17 protein-coding genes are annotated in these 16,292 nt (G+C 58.3%); 7 read left to right on the forward strand and 10 right to left on the reverse strand.

Features of this window, described 5'->3' with window-relative positions; genetic code table 11:
• Window positions 1-131: 131 nt before the first annotated feature.
• The 4 genes from ACCW71_RS03505 to ACCW71_RS03520 all read right to left on the reverse strand — a co-directional run bounded on the left by ACCW71_RS03505 (window position 132) and on the right by ACCW71_RS03520 (window position 4,743).
• Window positions 132-1,508, reverse strand: a complete 1,377-nt coding sequence (locus ACCW71_RS03505) for a nucleobase:cation symporter-2 family protein (protein WP_436369682.1) — start codon at window positions 1,506-1,508, stop codon at window positions 132-134.
• A gap of 180 nt (window positions 1,509-1,688) precedes the next feature.
• Entirely contained in the window at window positions 1,689-2,387 is a 699-nt protein-coding gene (gene bioD, locus ACCW71_RS03510; RefSeq protein ID WP_436369683.1) for a dethiobiotin synthase, read from the reverse strand.
• A 114-nt stretch (window positions 2,388-2,501) separates the two neighbouring features.
• The gene (gene mlc, locus ACCW71_RS03515; RefSeq protein WP_436369684.1) at window positions 2,502-3,719 is read right to left on the reverse strand and encodes a sugar metabolism global transcriptional regulator Mlc; all 1,218 of its coding nucleotides are present in this window, start codon (window positions 3,717-3,719) and stop codon (window positions 2,502-2,504) included.
• Between the two features lie 130 nt (window positions 3,720-3,849).
• Complete coding sequence (locus tag ACCW71_RS03520; RefSeq protein ID WP_436369685.1) at window positions 3,850-4,743, reverse strand: LysR family transcriptional regulator; 894 nt, start codon at window positions 4,741-4,743, stop codon at window positions 3,850-3,852.
• Window positions 4,744-4,838: 95 nt separating this feature from the next.
• Here ACCW71_RS03520 and ACCW71_RS03525 point away from each other — a divergent pair, with 95 nt between their 5' ends.
• The 4 genes from ACCW71_RS03525 to ACCW71_RS03540 all read left to right on the forward strand — a co-directional run bounded on the left by ACCW71_RS03525 (window position 4,839) and on the right by ACCW71_RS03540 (window position 8,543).
• Window positions 4,839-6,092 (forward strand): MFS transporter, encoded by a 1,254-nt coding sequence (locus ACCW71_RS03525; protein ID WP_436369686.1) that lies wholly within the window; start codon window positions 4,839-4,841, stop codon window positions 6,090-6,092.
• Window positions 6,093-6,267: 175 nt separating this feature from the next.
• Window positions 6,268-6,528, forward strand: a complete 261-nt coding sequence (locus ACCW71_RS03530) for a hypothetical protein (RefSeq protein WP_436369687.1) — start codon at window positions 6,268-6,270, stop codon at window positions 6,526-6,528.
• Between the two features lie 112 nt (window positions 6,529-6,640).
• Window positions 6,641-7,183, forward strand: a complete 543-nt coding sequence (cybB, locus tag ACCW71_RS03535) for a cytochrome b561 (protein ID WP_436369688.1) — start codon at window positions 6,641-6,643, stop codon at window positions 7,181-7,183.
• 175 nt (window positions 7,184-7,358) lie between these two features.
• Complete coding sequence (locus tag ACCW71_RS03540; protein ID WP_436369689.1) at window positions 7,359-8,543, forward strand: sugar transporter; 1,185 nt, start codon at window positions 7,359-7,361, stop codon at window positions 8,541-8,543.
• A gap of 45 nt (window positions 8,544-8,588) precedes the next feature.
• Here ACCW71_RS03540 and bhsA (ACCW71_RS03545) read toward each other — a convergent pair whose 3' ends face one another.
• Together bhsA (ACCW71_RS03545) and bhsA (ACCW71_RS03550) are read right to left on the reverse strand one after the other, a co-directional pair.
• Complete coding sequence (bhsA, locus tag ACCW71_RS03545; RefSeq protein WP_436369690.1) at window positions 8,589-8,846, reverse strand: multiple stress resistance protein BhsA; 258 nt, start codon at window positions 8,844-8,846, stop codon at window positions 8,589-8,591.
• Between the two features lie 22 nt (window positions 8,847-8,868).
• Complete coding sequence (bhsA, locus tag ACCW71_RS03550; RefSeq protein WP_436369691.1) at window positions 8,869-9,126, reverse strand: multiple stress resistance protein BhsA; 258 nt, start codon at window positions 9,124-9,126, stop codon at window positions 8,869-8,871.
• Between the two features lie 309 nt (window positions 9,127-9,435).
• On the opposite strand from bhsA (ACCW71_RS03550), the gene ACCW71_RS03555 reads away from it, so the two are divergent.
• On the forward strand, window positions 9,436-10,086 hold the full coding sequence (locus ACCW71_RS03555) for a TetR/AcrR family transcriptional regulator (RefSeq protein WP_436369692.1): 651 nt from the start codon (window positions 9,436-9,438) through the stop codon (window positions 10,084-10,086).
• Between the two features lie 34 nt (window positions 10,087-10,120).
• Here ACCW71_RS03555 and rhaM read toward each other — a convergent pair whose 3' ends face one another.
• Genes rhaM through rhaB form a run of 4 tightly spaced genes read right to left on the reverse strand, consistent with a single transcriptional unit; the run spans window position 10,121 to window position 14,000 of the window.
• The gene (rhaM, locus tag ACCW71_RS03560; RefSeq protein ID WP_436369693.1) at window positions 10,121-10,435 is read right to left on the reverse strand and encodes an L-rhamnose mutarotase; all 315 of its coding nucleotides are present in this window, start codon (window positions 10,433-10,435) and stop codon (window positions 10,121-10,123) included.
• Window positions 10,425-11,267, reverse strand: coding sequence for a rhamnulose-1-phosphate aldolase (gene rhaD, locus ACCW71_RS03565; RefSeq protein WP_436369694.1), 843 nt, complete (start codon window positions 11,265-11,267; stop codon window positions 10,425-10,427). The genes rhaM and rhaD overlap by 11 nt, the downstream gene beginning before the upstream one ends.
• 11 nt (window positions 11,268-11,278) lie before the next feature.
• Entirely contained in the window at window positions 11,279-12,535 is a 1,257-nt protein-coding gene (locus tag ACCW71_RS03570; RefSeq protein WP_436369695.1) for an L-rhamnose isomerase, read from the reverse strand.
• Window positions 12,528-14,000, reverse strand: a complete 1,473-nt coding sequence (rhaB, locus tag ACCW71_RS03575) for a rhamnulokinase (protein WP_436369696.1) — start codon at window positions 13,998-14,000, stop codon at window positions 12,528-12,530. Before rhaB ends, ACCW71_RS03570 begins: the two co-directional genes overlap by 8 nt.
• Before the next feature lie 293 nt (window positions 14,001-14,293).
• Between rhaB and rhaS the strand changes: the two genes are divergently transcribed.
• Both rhaS and rhaR read left to right on the forward strand, forming a co-directional pair.
• Window positions 14,294-15,118, forward strand: coding sequence for an HTH-type transcriptional activator RhaS (gene rhaS, locus ACCW71_RS03580; RefSeq protein ID WP_436369697.1), 825 nt, complete (start codon window positions 14,294-14,296; stop codon window positions 15,116-15,118).
• Between the two features lie 11 nt (window positions 15,119-15,129).
• Window positions 15,130-16,008 carry an HTH-type transcriptional activator RhaR gene (gene rhaR, locus ACCW71_RS03585; protein WP_436369698.1) on the forward strand — a complete coding sequence of 293 codons (879 nt, stop codon included), beginning with the start codon at window positions 15,130-15,132 and terminating at the stop codon, window positions 16,006-16,008.
• The last annotated feature ends 284 nt before the right edge of the window (window positions 16,009-16,292 follow it).

Consider the following 16,292-nt stretch of genomic DNA (forward strand, 5'->3'; position numbering starts at 1 on the left):
CGCCATCCCTGGCGGGCTCAGCGCGGGCCATCCCTGGCCCGCTATGCTTTGCTACAGGCGCAGGCTCCCATCGCTTTGTGCTTTTTTACCGTCTGTCAGCGCTACATCAGCCCTGGTACGCTTCCCGCTTCTCAGCTTTCCGGCAGCGTCTCCGCCTCAACCTCTTCCACCGCCGGTGCCTCATCCGGTAGCACCAGATTCAGCACCATTGCCAGAATGCCGCCGGTGGTCACCGCGTGACCAAACAGCGAATTAACCAGCGGTGGCAGCTGCTTCAGCACCTCCGGCACCGCTTCCACCCCCAGACCCACGCCAAAGGCGATCGCCACAATCAACATTTCCCGACGCCCCAGCGGCGTGCGTGTCATAACCCGGATACCGGCGGCCACCACGCTGCCAAACATCACCACCGTCGCGCCACCCAGCACCGGAGGCGGGATCTGCTGCAACAGCGAGCCCACCGTCGGGAACAGCCCCAGCAGCGCCAGCATAACCCCCAGCAGCATCCCGACATAGCGGCTGGCGACCCCGGTCATCTGAATAACGCCGTTGTTCTGCGCGAAGGTGGTGTTTGGAAAGGCGGAAAAGATCGCGGCCAGCAGGCAGCTGAGGCCGTCGGCGACCAGCCCGCCCTGCAAACGCTGCTGAAACGGCTTACCGCTGATCGCTTCTCCTGAGATCATGCAGTTGGCTGTCAGATCGCCGACCGCCTCAATCACCGCAATCACCGACACCAGCGCTATCGGCAGAAAGATCGTCCAGTCAAAAGCAAAACCGAACCGGAAGAAAGCGGGCAGCACCAGCCCGTGGGTTTCAGCCGGCATCGTCAGTGAGAGATGCCCGGTCAGCGCAGCGGCCACGCAACCGACACCGATGCCCGCCACCACCGCCACCAGCCGCGCCCAGCGATTACGCGAACGGTTAAGTGCCACAATCACCAGCAGCGTCAGCGCACCCAGCGCCAGATTGCCCGGCGCACCAAAATCCGTGGCGTTGTGGCCGCCCGCCCAGTCGGTGATGCTGACCTTAATCAGACTGATGCCAATCAGGGCGATCACTGTGCCGGTGACCACCGGGGTCAGCACTTTACGCAGCGAACCGACGCAGCGGCTGATCAGAATCGGAATCAGCGCCGCCATCAGGTTGCAGCCAAACAGCATCGCCATAATCTCTTCCGGCGAACCGCCGCGCCCTTTTACCATCAGGCCGCCCGACAGAAGCACGCCGAGGAAGGCGAAACTGGTGCCCTGCAAACAGATCATGCCCGCGCCAACGCCATAAAAACGTCTGGCCTGAATAAAGGTGCCTAAACCGGAGACAAACAGCGACATACTGATCAGATAAGGAAGGTAGGCCTGCAATCCCAGCACCGAGCCAATAATCAGCGGCGGCGTGATGATCCCCACCACACTGGCAAGCAGATGCTGTAACGCGGCAAAAAACGCCGGTGCCGGCGCGATGCGAGCCTCAAGCCCGTAGAGTAAACCTTTCTGGTTGGCGTGCGACATGATGAAACTCCAGCTCTGGAAGATAAGCGGAGTTAATGCATTTTCTGCGCCATAACCTCGCTGGCGCGGGCTGTCCGGGTCAGGTCGTTCAATTTTAAGGGGAAATTGTCAGCGGCAGGCGGCGATAAGCCTGAAACTTTAGGCTCATCACCGATAATAATGACTTTTTTTGTTTCATCATCAGGCGATCTTTGCACTCAGAGCGTGCAACGCCTGGGGCGTCAGCAGGGAAATATCGATATAAGGCGTGAGATCGCGTTGCTCGGCGCGCGGCAGATAAGGCAGTTCTCCCAGCAGCGGCGCACTGATTTTTTCGCGCAGCACTTCGATAATATCGCTGTATTGCGCCAGACCGGGATTGATGCGGTTAGCGACCCAGCCCACCAGCGGCAGCCCATCCTGTTCTATCGCCTCGGCGGTCAACAGCGCGTGACTGATACAGCCCGCCTGAATGCCCACCACCAGCACCACCGGCAGCCGCTGCTCGACTACCCAGCAGGAGAGCGGACGCCCGTCGTTCATCAGACTGCGCCAGCCGCCGGTGCCTTCGACCACCACGCGATCCGCCTGCTGCGTCAGGCTGCTTAAGCCCTGCGTCAGCAGCTCATACTGGATAATCTGGCTGGGATGGGTGCAGATCTCCTCCTCCTGAAAGACCAGCGGATTGACCGCCTGATAAGGCAGGTCAAGGGATGAGGCACTTTGCAGCACCTGGGCATCTTTATTGCGCAGCCCCTCGGCGGTTTTCACGGCGCAGCGTGCCACGGGCTTGTACCCGACCGCACTGAGCTTCATCTGGATAAAACTTTGTAGCAGGGCGCGTGACACCACCGTTTTGCCGACTGCGGTATCGGTGCCGGTAACAAATAGTCTGTTCACTCAACTTCTCCTCTCAAACCCGTTGCGGTTAATCGATGATTAACCTTGCTGCGAACCGGCATTTTAAGGAATGGAGGATGAGAACAGATTGCGTTAGCGCAAGATTAGTCCCGCTTAACCTTGCAACAGTTTCACTAACAGGTGGCCATTGTAGAGCGCATCTTTAATCAGCGCCGCCCCGCCCAGCGTCCCTGGCTCACTGAACGCCGCCGGGGCAAGCTGAATTTCCGCGCTGTAGGCGGGCAAAGATTGTTGCAGGATGGTGTTACTGACCGCCGGAAACAGCACGTCAGCCGCGCTGTTCAGCGGCGAACCGATAAGAATATGTTGCGGATTAAAGATGTTGACCATCATCGCCAGGATGCGGCCAACGTGATGACCTACGCTGGCGATACTGTCACGCGCCAGACGATCGCCCGCCTGCGCCGCCGCACACAGCGACTCCAGCGTCAGCGGCTGGTTATTCAGCAGGCTGTCGGGCTGCGCCGGCAGACGTTGAGCCGCCAGCGCCAGCAGACTGCCGGTGCTGGCCACGGTCTCCAGACAGCCATGATTGCCGCAGTAACACTGCTGACCATAGGGGTCGATCTGGGTATGGCCGATCTCTACCAGCGCCCGGCCACTCTTATGCAGCAGCTGTCCGCCGCTGATGACGCCCGCGCCCACCGTCTCATCAATGACAATCTGAATCACATCCTGCGCGCCGCGAGAGGCGCCAAACAGCGACTCCGCCAGAGTCCAGGCAGAGATGTCATGCTGGACAAACACTGGCAGGCCGGTGCGGGTCGCCAGCGCGTCGCCCAGCGGCATATCACGCACCTGATAGCCTGGCAGACGATGCACCACGCCGGAGGCGGCGTTGATCAGGCCTGGCAGGGTAATGGCGATGGCCGTCAGGCGTTCCAGCTTTTTCTGATGACGGATAAAGAAGGCGTCGACCTGCTGGATCAGGGCGGTCAGCAGCGGCTGCTCGGCTTCGTCGGGCAGCGGCAGGCTATCTTCCACCAGCGCCCGGCTGCTGAGGTCGCGCAGCGTAAAGGTCATCGCGCCACGATGCAGGCGGATCGCCAGATAGTGCCAGGCTTCGGTATCCAGAATCAGACCGATGGCGGGACGGCCACGACTGCCGGGGTCCTGAAATTCCGTCTCCTGCACCAGATGGGCATCCAGCATCTCGCGCACAATTTTGGTAATGCTGGCCGGGGCAAGCTGCGCCCGGCGTGAAAGCTCGATACGCGAAATCGGACCATGAAGGTCAATCAATCGATAAACGACACCCGCATTGGTCTGCTTAATCTGGTCAATATGTCCAGGTTGACTGTCCGGATTCACTACCCTGCTCCCGGTTATTTTCGCGCTTCTAAATAAAGAAGTGACATGGTGAGCCAGATCAGGCAACAGCGTCAAATATTTGATTAGAAATGTGATTTATCGCACACAATGATGGCATGTCGCTGACGCTTTACCGCTGACTGGCGCGCAGCAGCGCCATCATATTCATCATCTGCGCATTCATTTCGCGTCTGGCGGACCAGACCAGCCACAGCTCAGAGATAGCGTCTTTTTCGGTCAGCGGCAGCCAGACCAGATCGGCCAGCTCTGCCCGCCGGAACGACGCGGGCAGAATCGAGACACCCAGCCCGGTCGCCACCAGCCCCAGAATAGTCATCGCCTCACCCACTTCCTGAGTGATATAGGGCTGAATCTGGTAGCGATGCAGCAGCGCCAGAATATCGCTGTAGAGGGCGGTGCCGCCCTGCGGATCGAAAAAGACAAAGGGTTCTGACGCCAGCGCGGTCACGGAGATGGTGCTGGCGCTGGCCAGCGGATGTGCCCGGTGCACCAGCGCATAGAGCGGTTCACTCAGCAGCAGCTGGTGACGCAGATCGGGCGGCAGCGGCGTGTTGCGCATGACACCGAGATCAAGCCGGCCATCCTGTAACGGGGCCAGCTGCTGACGGGTGTTGATCTCCTGCATCTGGATATGTACCTGCGGCCAGCGCTGACGAAACTGAAACAAGGCATCGGAGAACACGCGGGTAAAGGGAACGGAGGAGGTAAAGCCAAAGCGCAGTTCGCCCTCCTCACCGCGATGCAGTCGGGCGGCCCGCCCGGCGGCCTGTTCAACCTGCAACAGAATGGTTCGGGCATCACTGAGCAGCTGCGCACCGGCCGCGGTGAGTTGCACGCTGCGGTTGGTGCGATTAAACAGCCTGGCCCCGGTTTCCGCTTCCAGCTGGATAATCTGCTGGCTGAGCGGTGGCTGAGAGATATTGAGACGCTGGGCCGCCCGGCCAAAATGTAACTCTTCCGCTACCGCGATAAAGTAGCGCAGATGACGCAGCTCGATATTCATATGTTAAACGTCTCATTTGAGATTATTAATCTATTAGACATCATAATCGCCCTTTCCTAAGCTGACGACCTGTTTCCCATTTTTAAGGATAATGTGTGAGTCGTTCAGTCCAGGCCGGAACCGTCGATGAGGATCAGGAGTGTGTACCGCCTGAGATCCCGGTAGCGCCCTCCTATATCCGCCGGGGTACGTCGCAGTTTATGCGTGTAACCCTGGCCCTCTTCTCCGCGGGTCTCGCTACCTTTGCCCTGCTCTATTGCGTACAGCCGATTTTGCCGGTGCTGTCACAGCAGTTTGGCATCTCTCCGGCCACCAGCAGCCTGTCGCTCTCCATCTCAACCGGGCTGATGGCGCTGGGCCTGCTGTTTACCGGACCGCTCTCTGATGCGATTGGCCGTAAATCGGTGATGGTGACGGCGCTGACGCTGGCGGCTATCTGTACGCTGATCTCCGCCACCATGAGCAGCTGGCACGGCATTCTGATGATGCGGGCGCTGACCGGCCTGTCACTGAGCGGGGTGGCGGCGGTGGGTATGACCTATCTCAGCGAGGAGATGGATACGCGGGTCGTCGCCTTTTCCATGGGGCTCTATATCAGCGGTAACTCGATTGGCGGGATGAGCGGACGCCTGCTGAGCGGCGTCCTGACCGATCTCTTCTCCTGGCGGATTGCGGTGGCGGTGATTGGTGGCTTTTCGCTGGCCGCGGCACTGATGTTCTGGAAAATCCTGCCGCCGTCGCGCCATTTTCGCCCTATCGCGCTGCGCCCGCGTAATCTGCTGATTAACTTCCGGCTGCACTGGCGCGATTCAGGACTGCCCTGGCTGTTTGCCGAAGGTTTCCTGCTGATGGGGGCCTTTGTCACCCTGTTTAACTATATCGGCTACCGTTTGCTGGCGGCCCCCTGGCACCTGAGCCAGGCGGTGGTCGGGCTGCTGTCGGTGGTCTATCTCACCGGTTCCTGGAGTTCGCCGAAAGCGGGTGCGCTCACTGGTCGGCTGGGCCGCGGTCCGGTGATGCTGGGCGCCACGGCGATCATGCTGCTGGGGTTACTGATCACGGCGTTCAACTCCCTCTGGTTGATCCTGCCGGGCATGATGCTGTTTACCGCCGGTTTTTTTGCCGCGCATGCGGTAGCCAGCGGCTGGATCGGCCCACGGGCGCGACGCGCGCGCGGCCAGGCCTCCTCCCTCTATCTGTTCAGCTACTACGTCGGGTCAAGCGTGGCGGGTACGCTGGGCGGCCTGTTCTGGCATAACTTTGGCTGGAGCGGGATTACGCTGTTTATCAGCGTGCTGCTGCTGCTGGCACTGGCAGTTGCGTGGCGTCTGCACATTAAAAAACTCTGAGACGCGGCGTTTACTGCGCGACGATAGAGGCCCGCAGCGCATCGCGGGCCTTGTTACTAACACTGCCGCCTGAGGATTCAGATCCACGTCAAACAAAATGCATTTTTCCCGCTATAATCGAATTTATCGTGAATTTTTATTGTGTTGCCCTCCTCTCTGGCAACAAGGATCGCCGATGGCTCTCTACTATTACGTGAATAAACAGTCAGGTTATAACAACAATCATGTGGTGCATGCGGCGGGATGTCCTCATCTGCCGGACATCGACAACCGGTTGTTTCTTGGCAGTTTCTATCAGGCGAATGCCGCTATCCTCCAGGCGAAAAAATATTATGCTGGTGCATTAGGCTGTGAAACCTGTTGTCCCCTGAACAGCGCTGGCGCGCAGGCGTCTCAGCTCAGTATGGCCCTGAAACACAGCGACGTTTCCCGCTAAATGACGCGGGGCTGAGCACCCGCCTGGATGACTGCCGCTGCGCTAATTCGTTAAGTATTTCCGCTCTTTTCCGTTATGTTAAGGTTCCTGACTCTTAATCGTGGAATGGACTATGCGGGAAAAATTTGCAGGCGCTCAGATTGCCCTTCACTGGCTGACCTTTTTACTGGTGGTGACGGCATACGCCACTATTGAACTGCGCGGTTTCGCGGCGCGTGGCTCCTGGCAGGGTTATGCGCTGATCATTACCCATTTCAGCGCCGGAGCGACCATCCTGGTGCTGATGATTGCCCGGCTGTTTTTACGGACCCGCCACCGCAGCCCGCCGATTATCCCGGCGGCACCGCGCTGGCAGACGGGCGTGGCGCATCTGACTCACACGCTGATTTACGCCCTGTTTATCTCGCTGCCAATCCTCGGCCTCTCTTCACGTTATCTTAAAGGGCGGGAGTGGTGGCTGTTTGGCATCAGTATGCCGGTCGCGGCTGAACCCAATTTTGATCTGGCGGACTGGCTGATCGACTGGCATGAAACCCTGGCCCCGCTCGGCTACTGGCTGATCGGCCTGCATGCCGTCGCGGCACTGTTCCATCACTACCTGCTCAAAGACAACACGCTGCTGCGGATGATGCCGGCGCGACGTCGCGATCGGTGACTGGCCGCTATCGCCCCGGAATGGGGCGATAAAAAAATTTCAGCGTGAAAAGCAGCTTATAAGGTTTCTCTTCGCGGTTTATTCACTACAATGGTCAATAATTTGTGACGCATGTCACTTTCGAGGGGTGTTTCTGCCACATCCCGCTTCGCTTTTCTGACTGATTTGACACCTCATGCAATCAACAACTGTTTCACGTAAAACTGCCTGGCTACGGGTGGTGCTGCTGGCCATCGCCGCCTTTGTCTTTAACACCACCGAATTTGTGCCGGTTGGCCTGTTATCGGATATTGCCGCTGACTTTTCGATGCGCACCGCCGATGTCGGGATTATGCTGACCATCTACGCCTGGGTGGTGGCGCTGCTCTCCCTGCCGCTGATGCTGCTGACCCGTAATATTGAACGGCGACTGCTGCTGGGCGTCCTGTTCCTGATCTTTATCGTCAGCCACGGTCTCTCGACCGTTGCCTGGGATTTCCGCTCGCTGGTGGTGTCACGCATCGGGATCGCCCTGTCGCACGCGGTGTTCTGGTCGATCACCGCCTCGCTGGCAATTCGTGTGGCACCGGCCGGTAAGAAAACTCAGGCGCTGAGTATGCTGGCCACCGGTACCGCGCTGGCGATGGTGCTGGGCGTGCCGATTGGTCGTCTGGTGGGGCAGTACCTTGGCTGGCGGACCACGTTTGGTGCCATCGGCCTCTCCGCGCTGGTGTTGATGATTATGCTGGTACGCATCCTGCCGCGTCTGCCGAGTGAACATACCGGCTCGCTCAGCAGCGTGCCGATGCTGTTCCGCCGTCCGGCGCTGGTCAGCATGTATCTGCTGGTGACGCTGGTGGTGACGGCGCACTACACCGCTTACAGCTATATCGAGCCCTTTATGCAGAGCGTGGCGAACTCCAGCGGCAACTTTACCACCCTGCTGTTGCTGCTGTTTGGATCGGCGGGCATTGTCGGCAGCGTGCTGTTCAGCACCCTGGGCAATAAATTCCCCTCTGGCCTGCTGATTGCGGCCATCGCGTTAATCACGCTCTGCATGGGGCTGTTGATTTTCGCCGCCATCCGTCCGGCGGCCATCTCTATCCTGTGTGTGATCTGGGGAATGGCGATGATGATGATTGGCCTCGGCATGCAGGTGCGCGTACTGTCGCTGGCACCGGATGCCACCGATGTGGCGATGTCGCTGATGTCAGGTATCTACAATATCGGTATCGGCGCAGGCGCACTGCTGGGTAACCAGGTCAGTCTGCATCTGGGAATGGCGGATGTCGGCAATATCGGCGCGATGATTGGGCTGGTATCGCTGTTGTGGTGTGTTTATATCTTCCGTCGCTATCCGCAGTTACGCAGCAACGGCTAGAAAAAAGGCTTCAGATAAGCGGGATTATCTGAAGCCTGTCTGGACTTAATTATAGAGAGCGGCGGTGCCAGGCAGGTTGTTGCTGCCAGAGGTCGAAGTGATGCGGAAGGACTTTACGCCCGCATTGCTGCCCCTCGCTGACAGTTGCTGCTCCAGCGAGGTCAGCGTGCTGCTGCCTGTCGCGCTGATAACCTCAATTTTCTGCTGGTCCAGCGGCGCACAGTTAACTGACTGAGCCGCCACGCTGGCAAAGGAGAGGCTGCTCAGCAGTGCAGCCACGACCAGACGGTTAATCCGTTTCATCCCCCACCTCTCTCACGCTTTATTACTGATAAATCACCGCTGTGCCGTGCAATTTGTTCTGACCGCTGGTTGACGTGATGCGGAAAGATTTTGCGCCCTCTTCATCAGCTTTGGCATTTAACTGCGCTTCAAGCGAGCTGAGGTTGCTGCCGCCCTGGACCGAAATGGTGCCAACCGCCTGCTGATCAAGCGGATGGCTGCTGACCAGATCAGCGGCAAACGCGCCAGAAGAAAGTGCTGTCAGTGCCAGTGCCGCGAAGGTGATTTTGATGCTTTTCATAAGATTTTCTCTCTGTCAGATAGTGATATTCGGTTGTTCTGAATCGGGTGTCGTTATTTAATTAACGAGCGTTAAATAAATGATAGACCCCGATCCGGTCTGTCGTCAACATTTATTTAATGAGCGTTATTTTATTGGGAAAGTGGCGTGATTATGGGCGTCAGCGCCCTTTTTCACTTAACCATAGGGGCGATAAAAACCGGCTGGCGCACAAAATGGCAACGCATTCCAGGCTGAATAGCGTCGGGCCTTGCACATTTTTATAATGATCGGTAATTTAATGGCATGTTTCTTAGTCAGCGAGGGTCTATGAGTCAGCTTCAGGATTGCGATGTAAAGAAATGCCGCGGCCGACCCAAAGTCTTTGATCGCGACGCCGCGCTGGATAAAGCGCTTACCCTCTTCTGGACGCATGGTTATGAGGGCACCTCCCTGTCCGATCTGGTGGCAGCGACCGGAGCCAAAGCGCCGACGCTCTATGCCGAGTTTGTGAATAAAGAGGGACTGTTTCGCGCCGCGATGGAGCGCTATGTGGAAAAATTCAGCGCATGGCGGGAAGCGGCGCTGGGCGATGAACAGCTGCCGGTAGCGCAGGCGATTGAAGCCTATTTTCGCGCTACGGCGGCCTGTTTCACCGAGAGAAACTCGCCGGGCGGTTGCTTCTTTATCTGCACCTCAACCGCCCTGTCAGCGGCCTCCGCCGAAGTCGCCGCCATGCTGCAACAGCAGCATCAGTCACAGGAGCACGCCCTGAGTGATTTCCTGCTCACCCGCCAGCAGCGGGGAGAACTGAGTGCGGAGGTGAATATTTCCGCCCTGGCGCGCTATCTGGGATGCATGTTGCAGGGAATGTCGGTGCGGGCGCGCGAAGGTGCGCCACGGGAAGATCTGGACAGCATTATTGACGCACTGATGGCGATGTGGCCGACCCTGACCGGGCTGTGTCAGGCGAAACCCTAAAGGATCAGGGCGGCATCGCCGCCCTGTTATCCGGTTAATTCAGAAAGAACACCGGTTTTAATGGCTGACTGATGGGGCTGTTATCCGCATTTGACGGCATTAAATCTTTCATGGATGCCCACCAGCGCTGGCAGACTTCCGTTTCTGCCACCGCATTCCAGCGCTCTTCAGACTCAATCTCCACGCTGGCAAACAGCAGATTACGCTCAGTATCCAGCCAGATAGCATAATTGTGCGCGCCATGCGCTTTCAGCGTCCCGGCCAGCTCCGGCCAGATGGGTGAATGACGACGTTCATACTCCGCGTGACAATCAGCATTCACCTGCATCACAAAGGCTTTACGCAGCATTGGCCGGTCCCACATCCAGCGCCGGCTGCCACGGCGTAACCCCGAACCGTTTCGCCAGCGCCGCCAGCTGTTCAGTGGTGATGCTCTGACGAATACCGCCCATCGACAGCACCTTGACGATCACTTCTGACGACTTCTCAGCCGTATCGATCAGGCCAAAGGTCTCATCCAGCGTCGGACCGGCGCCGAAGATGCCGTGGAACGGCCACAGTACCAGGCTGTGCGACTGCATCGCGCCGGCGGTGGCAGTACCGATTTCATCAGTGCCGGGCACCATCCAGGGGAGAACGCCGACACCATCCGGGAACACCACCAGACATTCGGTGCTGCCTTCCCACAGCAGGCGGGTGAAGCGGGCGGAATCGAGCGGCACCACATAGCTCAGCGCCATAAAATTGGTGGCGTGACAGTGCATGATCACCCGGTCCGCTCCCTTACTGACCGCTTTACGCACCACGTGTGACTGGAAGTGTGCCGCCAGCTCTGAGGTGGGCAGACCGCCGCTGGTCAGGCCCCAGTGAATCTTATAGGAAAGCCCCTTGTCATCGACCTGCAACAGCGCCAGGCAATCCGCCGGATCGAGCTGGACATTGCGCATAAATTTTCCAGACCCGGTCACCAGAAACCAGTTATTTGCCAGCTCGGGCGCTGGCTGAGTCAGTTCGACGCAGCGAGGCTGCTGACTGAAATCGGCGCTAAAGGGTTTTACCTCCTCTTCCAGCAGCCGCAGGCTGACGTTACCGCCATTACGCTCATCCCAGCCCTTCAGCCACATATCGCTGGTTGCTTTAACCATTCCCTTAACAAACCAGGAAGAAAGAATGCTTTGCATAGTAAAAATCCTTAACGTTGGCTCAAGATCTGTTGTTCATATTGACGGACATCGCTTAACCAGCTGGCATCAGCCGGAACATCGTGACGCAGGCACCAGGCTTCCCATACGGCCTGCCACGGCAGTGATTTCTGCTCTTCCAGCAGCGTCAGACGCGCGGTGTAATCCCCCTGCTTCTCGATTTCGCGCAGGCGCTCAGTCGGCTCCAGCAGGGCGCGCAGCAGCGCTTTTTTGGTGTTGCGGGTACCGATTACCCAGGCGGCAATCCGGTTGATGGAGGCGTCGAAGAAGTCGAGGCCGATATGCACTTTGTCGAACAGCTGGTGACGCACGATCTCGCTGGCAATCGCCTGGGTTTCATCATCCAGCAGCACCACGTGGTCGCTGTCCCAGCGCACCGGACGGCTGACATGCAGCAGCAGCCGTGGCACATAGAGCATTGCGGCCGAGATTTTGTCGGAGATCACTTCGGTGGGATGGAAATGTCCGGCATCCAGGCACAGCGCCGTCTGGCGGCTGGTGGCATAGCCGAGGTAAAACTCGTTAGAACCCACGGTGTAGCTCTCTGCGCCAATGCCAAACAGCTTGCTCTCGACCGCGTCAATATGATGCTGCGGGTTGAGTTTTTCTGAGATCACCTCATCCAGCGCGCTCATCAGCCGCTGACGCGGAGCCAGGCGATCAACGGTAATGTCTTTCATGCCGTCCGGCACCCAGATATTCATCACTGACGGAGTACCGAGCTGCTCGCCAAATGAGGCGGAGATGCGGCGGCTCGCTTTGCAGTGATCGATCCAGAACTGACGCACTTTTTTATCGCTGTGCGACAGCGTGAAACCGTCGGCGCTCAGCTGATGTGAGAAGCAGCTGGGGTTGAAATCGAGTCCCAGCTTATGCTCTTTGGCCCAGGCGACCCAGTTGGCAAAGTGGGCAGGCTCGATGGCGTCACGATCCACCGGCTTGTCGCTTTCAAGATAGATAGCGTGCAGGTTCAGCCGTTTCGCGCCGGGGATCAGCGACATCGCCTTGTCGAGGTCGCTGCGTAGTTCCCTGGCGTTGCGTGCGCGGCCAGGGTAGCTGCCGGTGGCCTGAATGCCGCCGGTTAAGGCTCCCTGCGGGTTCTCAAAACCCCGAACATCATCGCCCTGCCAGCAGTGCATCGAGACCGGAATGCTATCCAGCTGGCGAAGGGCTTGTTCAACGTCCACTCCGTTGTCAGCGTAGCGTTGTTTGGCCAGTTCAAAAGCCTGTTCAATCTGCTTAGTCATAAGCGAGTTCCTTAGCGGGTTGGCTCAGCGTTGCGAAGCGTGCCTGGCTGGCACGAAAGACGCTGTGCGTTTGCGGTTCAAATTTTTCGAGAGGGAAGTTTTTTACGACGCTGCGGCGGAAATCAGCCACATCGGTCAGTTCACCCAGCGCGATTAGCTGGCAACCGACGTTACCCAACGTGGAGGCTTCAACCGGCCCCGCCAGCACCGGGATCTGGCAGGCATCGGCACAGAGCTGGTTGAGGAAGCGGTTCTGACTGCCCCCGCCCACCACGTGCAACTGGCTGAAGGGCTGGCCGCGCAGCGCGGCCAGTTCCTGGATCACTTGCCGGTAAAGCAGCGCCAGGCTGTCAAAAATGCAGCGCGCCAGCGCGGCGGCCGACTGCGGCACCGGCATACCCTGTTCGGCGCAGGCGTTCTGAATTTCGTTGACCATGCTGTCGGGATTGATAAAACGCGCATCGTTAGGGCTGATCAGCGACACACAGGCGGGCTGGCGCGCCGTCTCCTCAATGAGCAGGCTGAGATCGTCAATCTGCAATTCGCCGCAGATGCGTTGCAGCAGCCACAGTCCCATGATGTTTTTCAGGACACGATACCCTTCGGCCCCGCCTTCATTGGTGATGTTGGCGCGTCGCGCCGCTTCGCAGGCATAGGGTTGCAGACTTTCAAACCCCATCAGCGACCAGGTACCAGAGCTGAGATAGGCCGCGTTCTCCTGCATCAGCGGTGTCGCCAGCACAGCACTGGCGGTGTCGTGGGTGGCGACGGCAATCACCGGTATCGCGGCACCGGCGGCATTGAGCCAGTGACCGACGGTGTTGCCTGGCGCCCGTGGCTGGCCGAACCAGCGCGGATCGACGCCCGCCCAGGCGATCAGGTCACGATCCCATTCGCCGCTGTGGATATTCAGCATCTGCGTGGTGGTGGCGTTGGTGTACTCCCAGTTCAGGTTGCCGGTGAGACGATAGTGCAGATAGTCAGGGATCATCAGCGCATGCGCGACACGAGCCTGCCAGTCGGGCTGTTGCTGGTGTAGCGCACGCATCTGATAGAGGGTATTAAACGGCAGAAACTGAATGCCGGTCCGGGCGTAGATGGCGCAGCGACTCAGATCGCGCTGCGCCTGCTCCATCAGGGCGTGGGTGCGCGCATCGCGATAGCTGACCGCCTCACCCACCTGTTCGCCCTGCGCATCCAGCAGCACCATATCGACGCCCCAGGTATCGATGCCGATGCTGTCAGGCACCACCCCTTCCTGATCGAGCTGTGCCAGGCCAGCGCGGATCTCCCGCTCCAGCATGGCCAGATCCCAGCAGTCATAACCGGCGCGGCGCTGGCGCTTATTTTTGAAGCGCCGGACCTCACGCAGCGTGAGGTGGCGCTCTGCCGCCTCCCAGTGTGCGAGCATCACCCGTCCGCTGGAGGCGCCGAGATCAATAGCAACAATATTTCGCGTGGTCATGGCGACTTTTCCCTGTGATTGAGTGGTCACAGGGTAGAAACCTTGTCGACTGGCTACCTTCCCGAGAGTGCCAGCGGGAGAGTGTCACTGGCAGACTTGCAAAGAACTTCGTGAGGAAGATCACAGAGACGGCAGTCAGGACGATGTGACCCCTGCCGCAAATCTGGTAACTGCTGAGGATTTCTTGAAAAATCAGCAGGATTCCTGCTGAGTCGGGCTGAAAATTCAAGGTAAGCTCACGGCGTCCTGATTAGACTGCGTTACGGTTTTGTTAAGAGCAGCGAGAGACAACGATGACCATTTTGCACAGTGCGGATTTTTTCCCGCAAGGCGACTACGCAATAGCGATTGAACCCCGCATCCCGCAGCCCGCCTTCCCGGAACATCACCATGATTTTTATGAGATTGTGCTGGTGGAGCAAGGCTCCGGCATTCATGTGTTTAATGGGCAGCCGCAAACGCTCTGCGCCGGTTGCGTCTGCTTTGTGCGCGACCACGATCGTCATCTCTATGAGCAGACTGAGAACCTCTGTCTGACCAATGTGCTTTATCGCAATCCGGGCGCATTTCGCTTTCTTTCAGGTTTGCAGGCGCTACTGCCCTGCGATCGCGATGGACAGTACGCCTCTCACTGGCGCATCAACCAGAAAGTGATGGCGCAGGCGCTGAATGTGACCGCGCAGATGCAGCAGCAGCAGGAGACCTGGTCACTGGAGAAGCAGGCCCGCCAGGAACAGCTGTTTTTGCAGCTGCTGGTGCTGTTGCGGGAAGCGTGCTGTGACGGGCAGAGTCAGGATCAGGAGGCGCGCCTGCATCGCCTGCTCGACTGGCTGGGCGACCATTACAGTGATGAGATTGTCTGGGATGAGCTGGCCGACCGTTTCTCTCTCTCCCTGCGTACCCTGCATCGCCAGATGAAGCAGCAAACCGGCAGCACCCCGCAGCGCTATCTCAACCGGTTGCGACTGTTGCAGGCGCGCCACCTGTTGCGACATAGTGATATGCGAATTACGGATATTGCCTTTCAGTGTGGGTTCGGAGACAGCAACCACTTCTCCACCCTGTTCAGGCGCGAATTTGGCTGCGCACCGCGAGCGGAGCGCCAGCAGATGTTGTAAAGGAGTAAAGTATGGCGTTGATACTCAGCCGGGATGACTATTTTCCTGCCACCAGTTTACCGGTGGCAGTCGCAGAAAGGATGCCACAACCCTCTTTCCCACCGCACCGGCACGAGTTTAGTGAAATTGTGATTGTCTGGCGCGGTAACGGTCTGCACGTTCTTAACGATCGCCCGTGGCTCATTACCTGCGGCGACGTTTTCTATATCCGTGACAGCGACTGTCACAGCTACGACAGCGTCAACAATCTGGTGCTGGATAATATCCTCTACTGCCGTGACCGCTTTGGTCTTGGGCTGGACTGGAGTCAGTTACTTCCGCCGCAGGGCGCGGATGCGCCAGGCTACTGGCGTCTCACCACGCGGGGTATGGCGCTGGCCCGCAGCGTGATCAGCCAGCTGGAGCGCGAGAGCCGCAAAAGCGACCCGCTCTCGATTCAGCTCTCTGAGGCGCTGTTTTTGCAGCTGGCGCTGATCCTGCGTCGTCACGGTTACGCGGCCGATCGCCCGTGGGCGCTGCCCGAAGGTGAGCAGCTCGATTTGCTGATGTCCGCCTTGCAGGGCGCGCTTGCGCGCCCTTTTGATCTCGCGGAGTTCTGTCAGCACAACCAGCTCAGTGAACGGGCGTTGCGGCAGCTTTTCCGTCAGCAGACCGGCATGACCATCGGTCACTACCTTCGTCAGTTGCAGCTCTGCCAGGCGAAATATCTGCTGCGTACTCAGGATTGCCTGATTAGCGAGGTGGCCGCCCGCTGTGGTTTTGATGACAGTAATTACTTTTCGGTGGTCTTTACCCGCGATACCGGTTTAACCCCCAGCGCCTGGCGTCAGCGCTTTCTATCCCCCCGCCAGGTTTCAGACGAGGTCGCTCAGCAACCACGGTCTGCTTAGCCGCTGTCGTGCCGGGTTTCGAACCTGACGTTGAAAGTTGTGATAATGACCCTGAGCGTCAGCAGCCGGCTGCTGCCGCCAGTCCTTCAAACGACTTACGTCCTTTGCGTCGCAAGCGCCTTAAAAACTGGTTATCGGGATTTGAAGATTTTAAGGGATTGCATGTGGATGAATGTGGATTTAGGCTGTTAGTTACAGTTCAGGTAAAAGTCCGCTTTGGCAGAAGCGAGTGCTTTTATCTGTGTTGATACAGATGATATACTCAGATTTATAAATTAAAACAG

It is taken from the genome of Pantoea sp. C2G6 (assembly GCF_051336815.1).
In the GTDB taxonomy this organism is placed as follows: domain Bacteria; phylum Pseudomonadota; class Gammaproteobacteria; order Enterobacterales; family Enterobacteriaceae; genus Pantoea.

Coding starts and splice junctions, on each gene's coding strand:
- ACCW71_RS03505 (WP_436369682.1), bottom strand. CDS start 1,508: ATGTCGCACGCCAACCAGAAAGGTTTACTCTACGGGCTTGAGGCTCGC.
- ACCW71_RS03520 (WP_436369685.1), bottom strand. CDS start 4,743: ATGAATATCGAGCTGCGTCATCTGCGCTACTTTATCGCGGTAGCGGAA.
- ACCW71_RS03530 (WP_436369687.1), top strand. CDS start 6,268: ATGGCTCTCTACTATTACGTGAATAAACAGTCAGGTTATAACAACAAT.
- cybB (WP_436369688.1), top strand. CDS start 6,641: ATGCGGGAAAAATTTGCAGGCGCTCAGATTGCCCTTCACTGGCTGACC.
- ACCW71_RS03540 (WP_436369689.1), top strand. CDS start 7,359: ATGCAATCAACAACTGTTTCACGTAAAACTGCCTGGCTACGGGTGGTG.
- bhsA (WP_436369690.1), bottom strand. CDS start 8,846: ATGAAACGGATTAACCGTCTGGTCGTGGCTGCACTGCTGAGCAGCCTC.
- bhsA (WP_436369691.1), bottom strand. CDS start 9,126: ATGAAAAGCATCAAAATCACCTTCGCGGCACTGGCACTGACAGCACTT.
- ACCW71_RS03555 (WP_436369692.1), top strand. CDS start 9,436: ATGAGTCAGCTTCAGGATTGCGATGTAAAGAAATGCCGCGGCCGACCC.
- rhaM (WP_436369693.1), bottom strand. CDS start 10,435: ATGCTGCGTAAAGCCTTTGTGATGCAGGTGAATGCTGATTGTCACGCG.
- rhaD (WP_436369694.1), bottom strand. CDS start 11,267: ATGCAAAGCATTCTTTCTTCCTGGTTTGTTAAGGGAATGGTTAAAGCA.
- ACCW71_RS03570 (WP_436369695.1), bottom strand. CDS start 12,535: ATGACTAAGCAGATTGAACAGGCTTTTGAACTGGCCAAACAACGCTAC.
- rhaB (WP_436369696.1), bottom strand. CDS start 14,000: ATGACCACGCGAAATATTGTTGCTATTGATCTCGGCGCCTCCAGCGGA.
- rhaS (WP_436369697.1), top strand. CDS start 14,294: ATGACCATTTTGCACAGTGCGGATTTTTTCCCGCAAGGCGACTACGCA.
- rhaR (WP_436369698.1), top strand. CDS start 15,130: ATGGCGTTGATACTCAGCCGGGATGACTATTTTCCTGCCACCAGTTTA.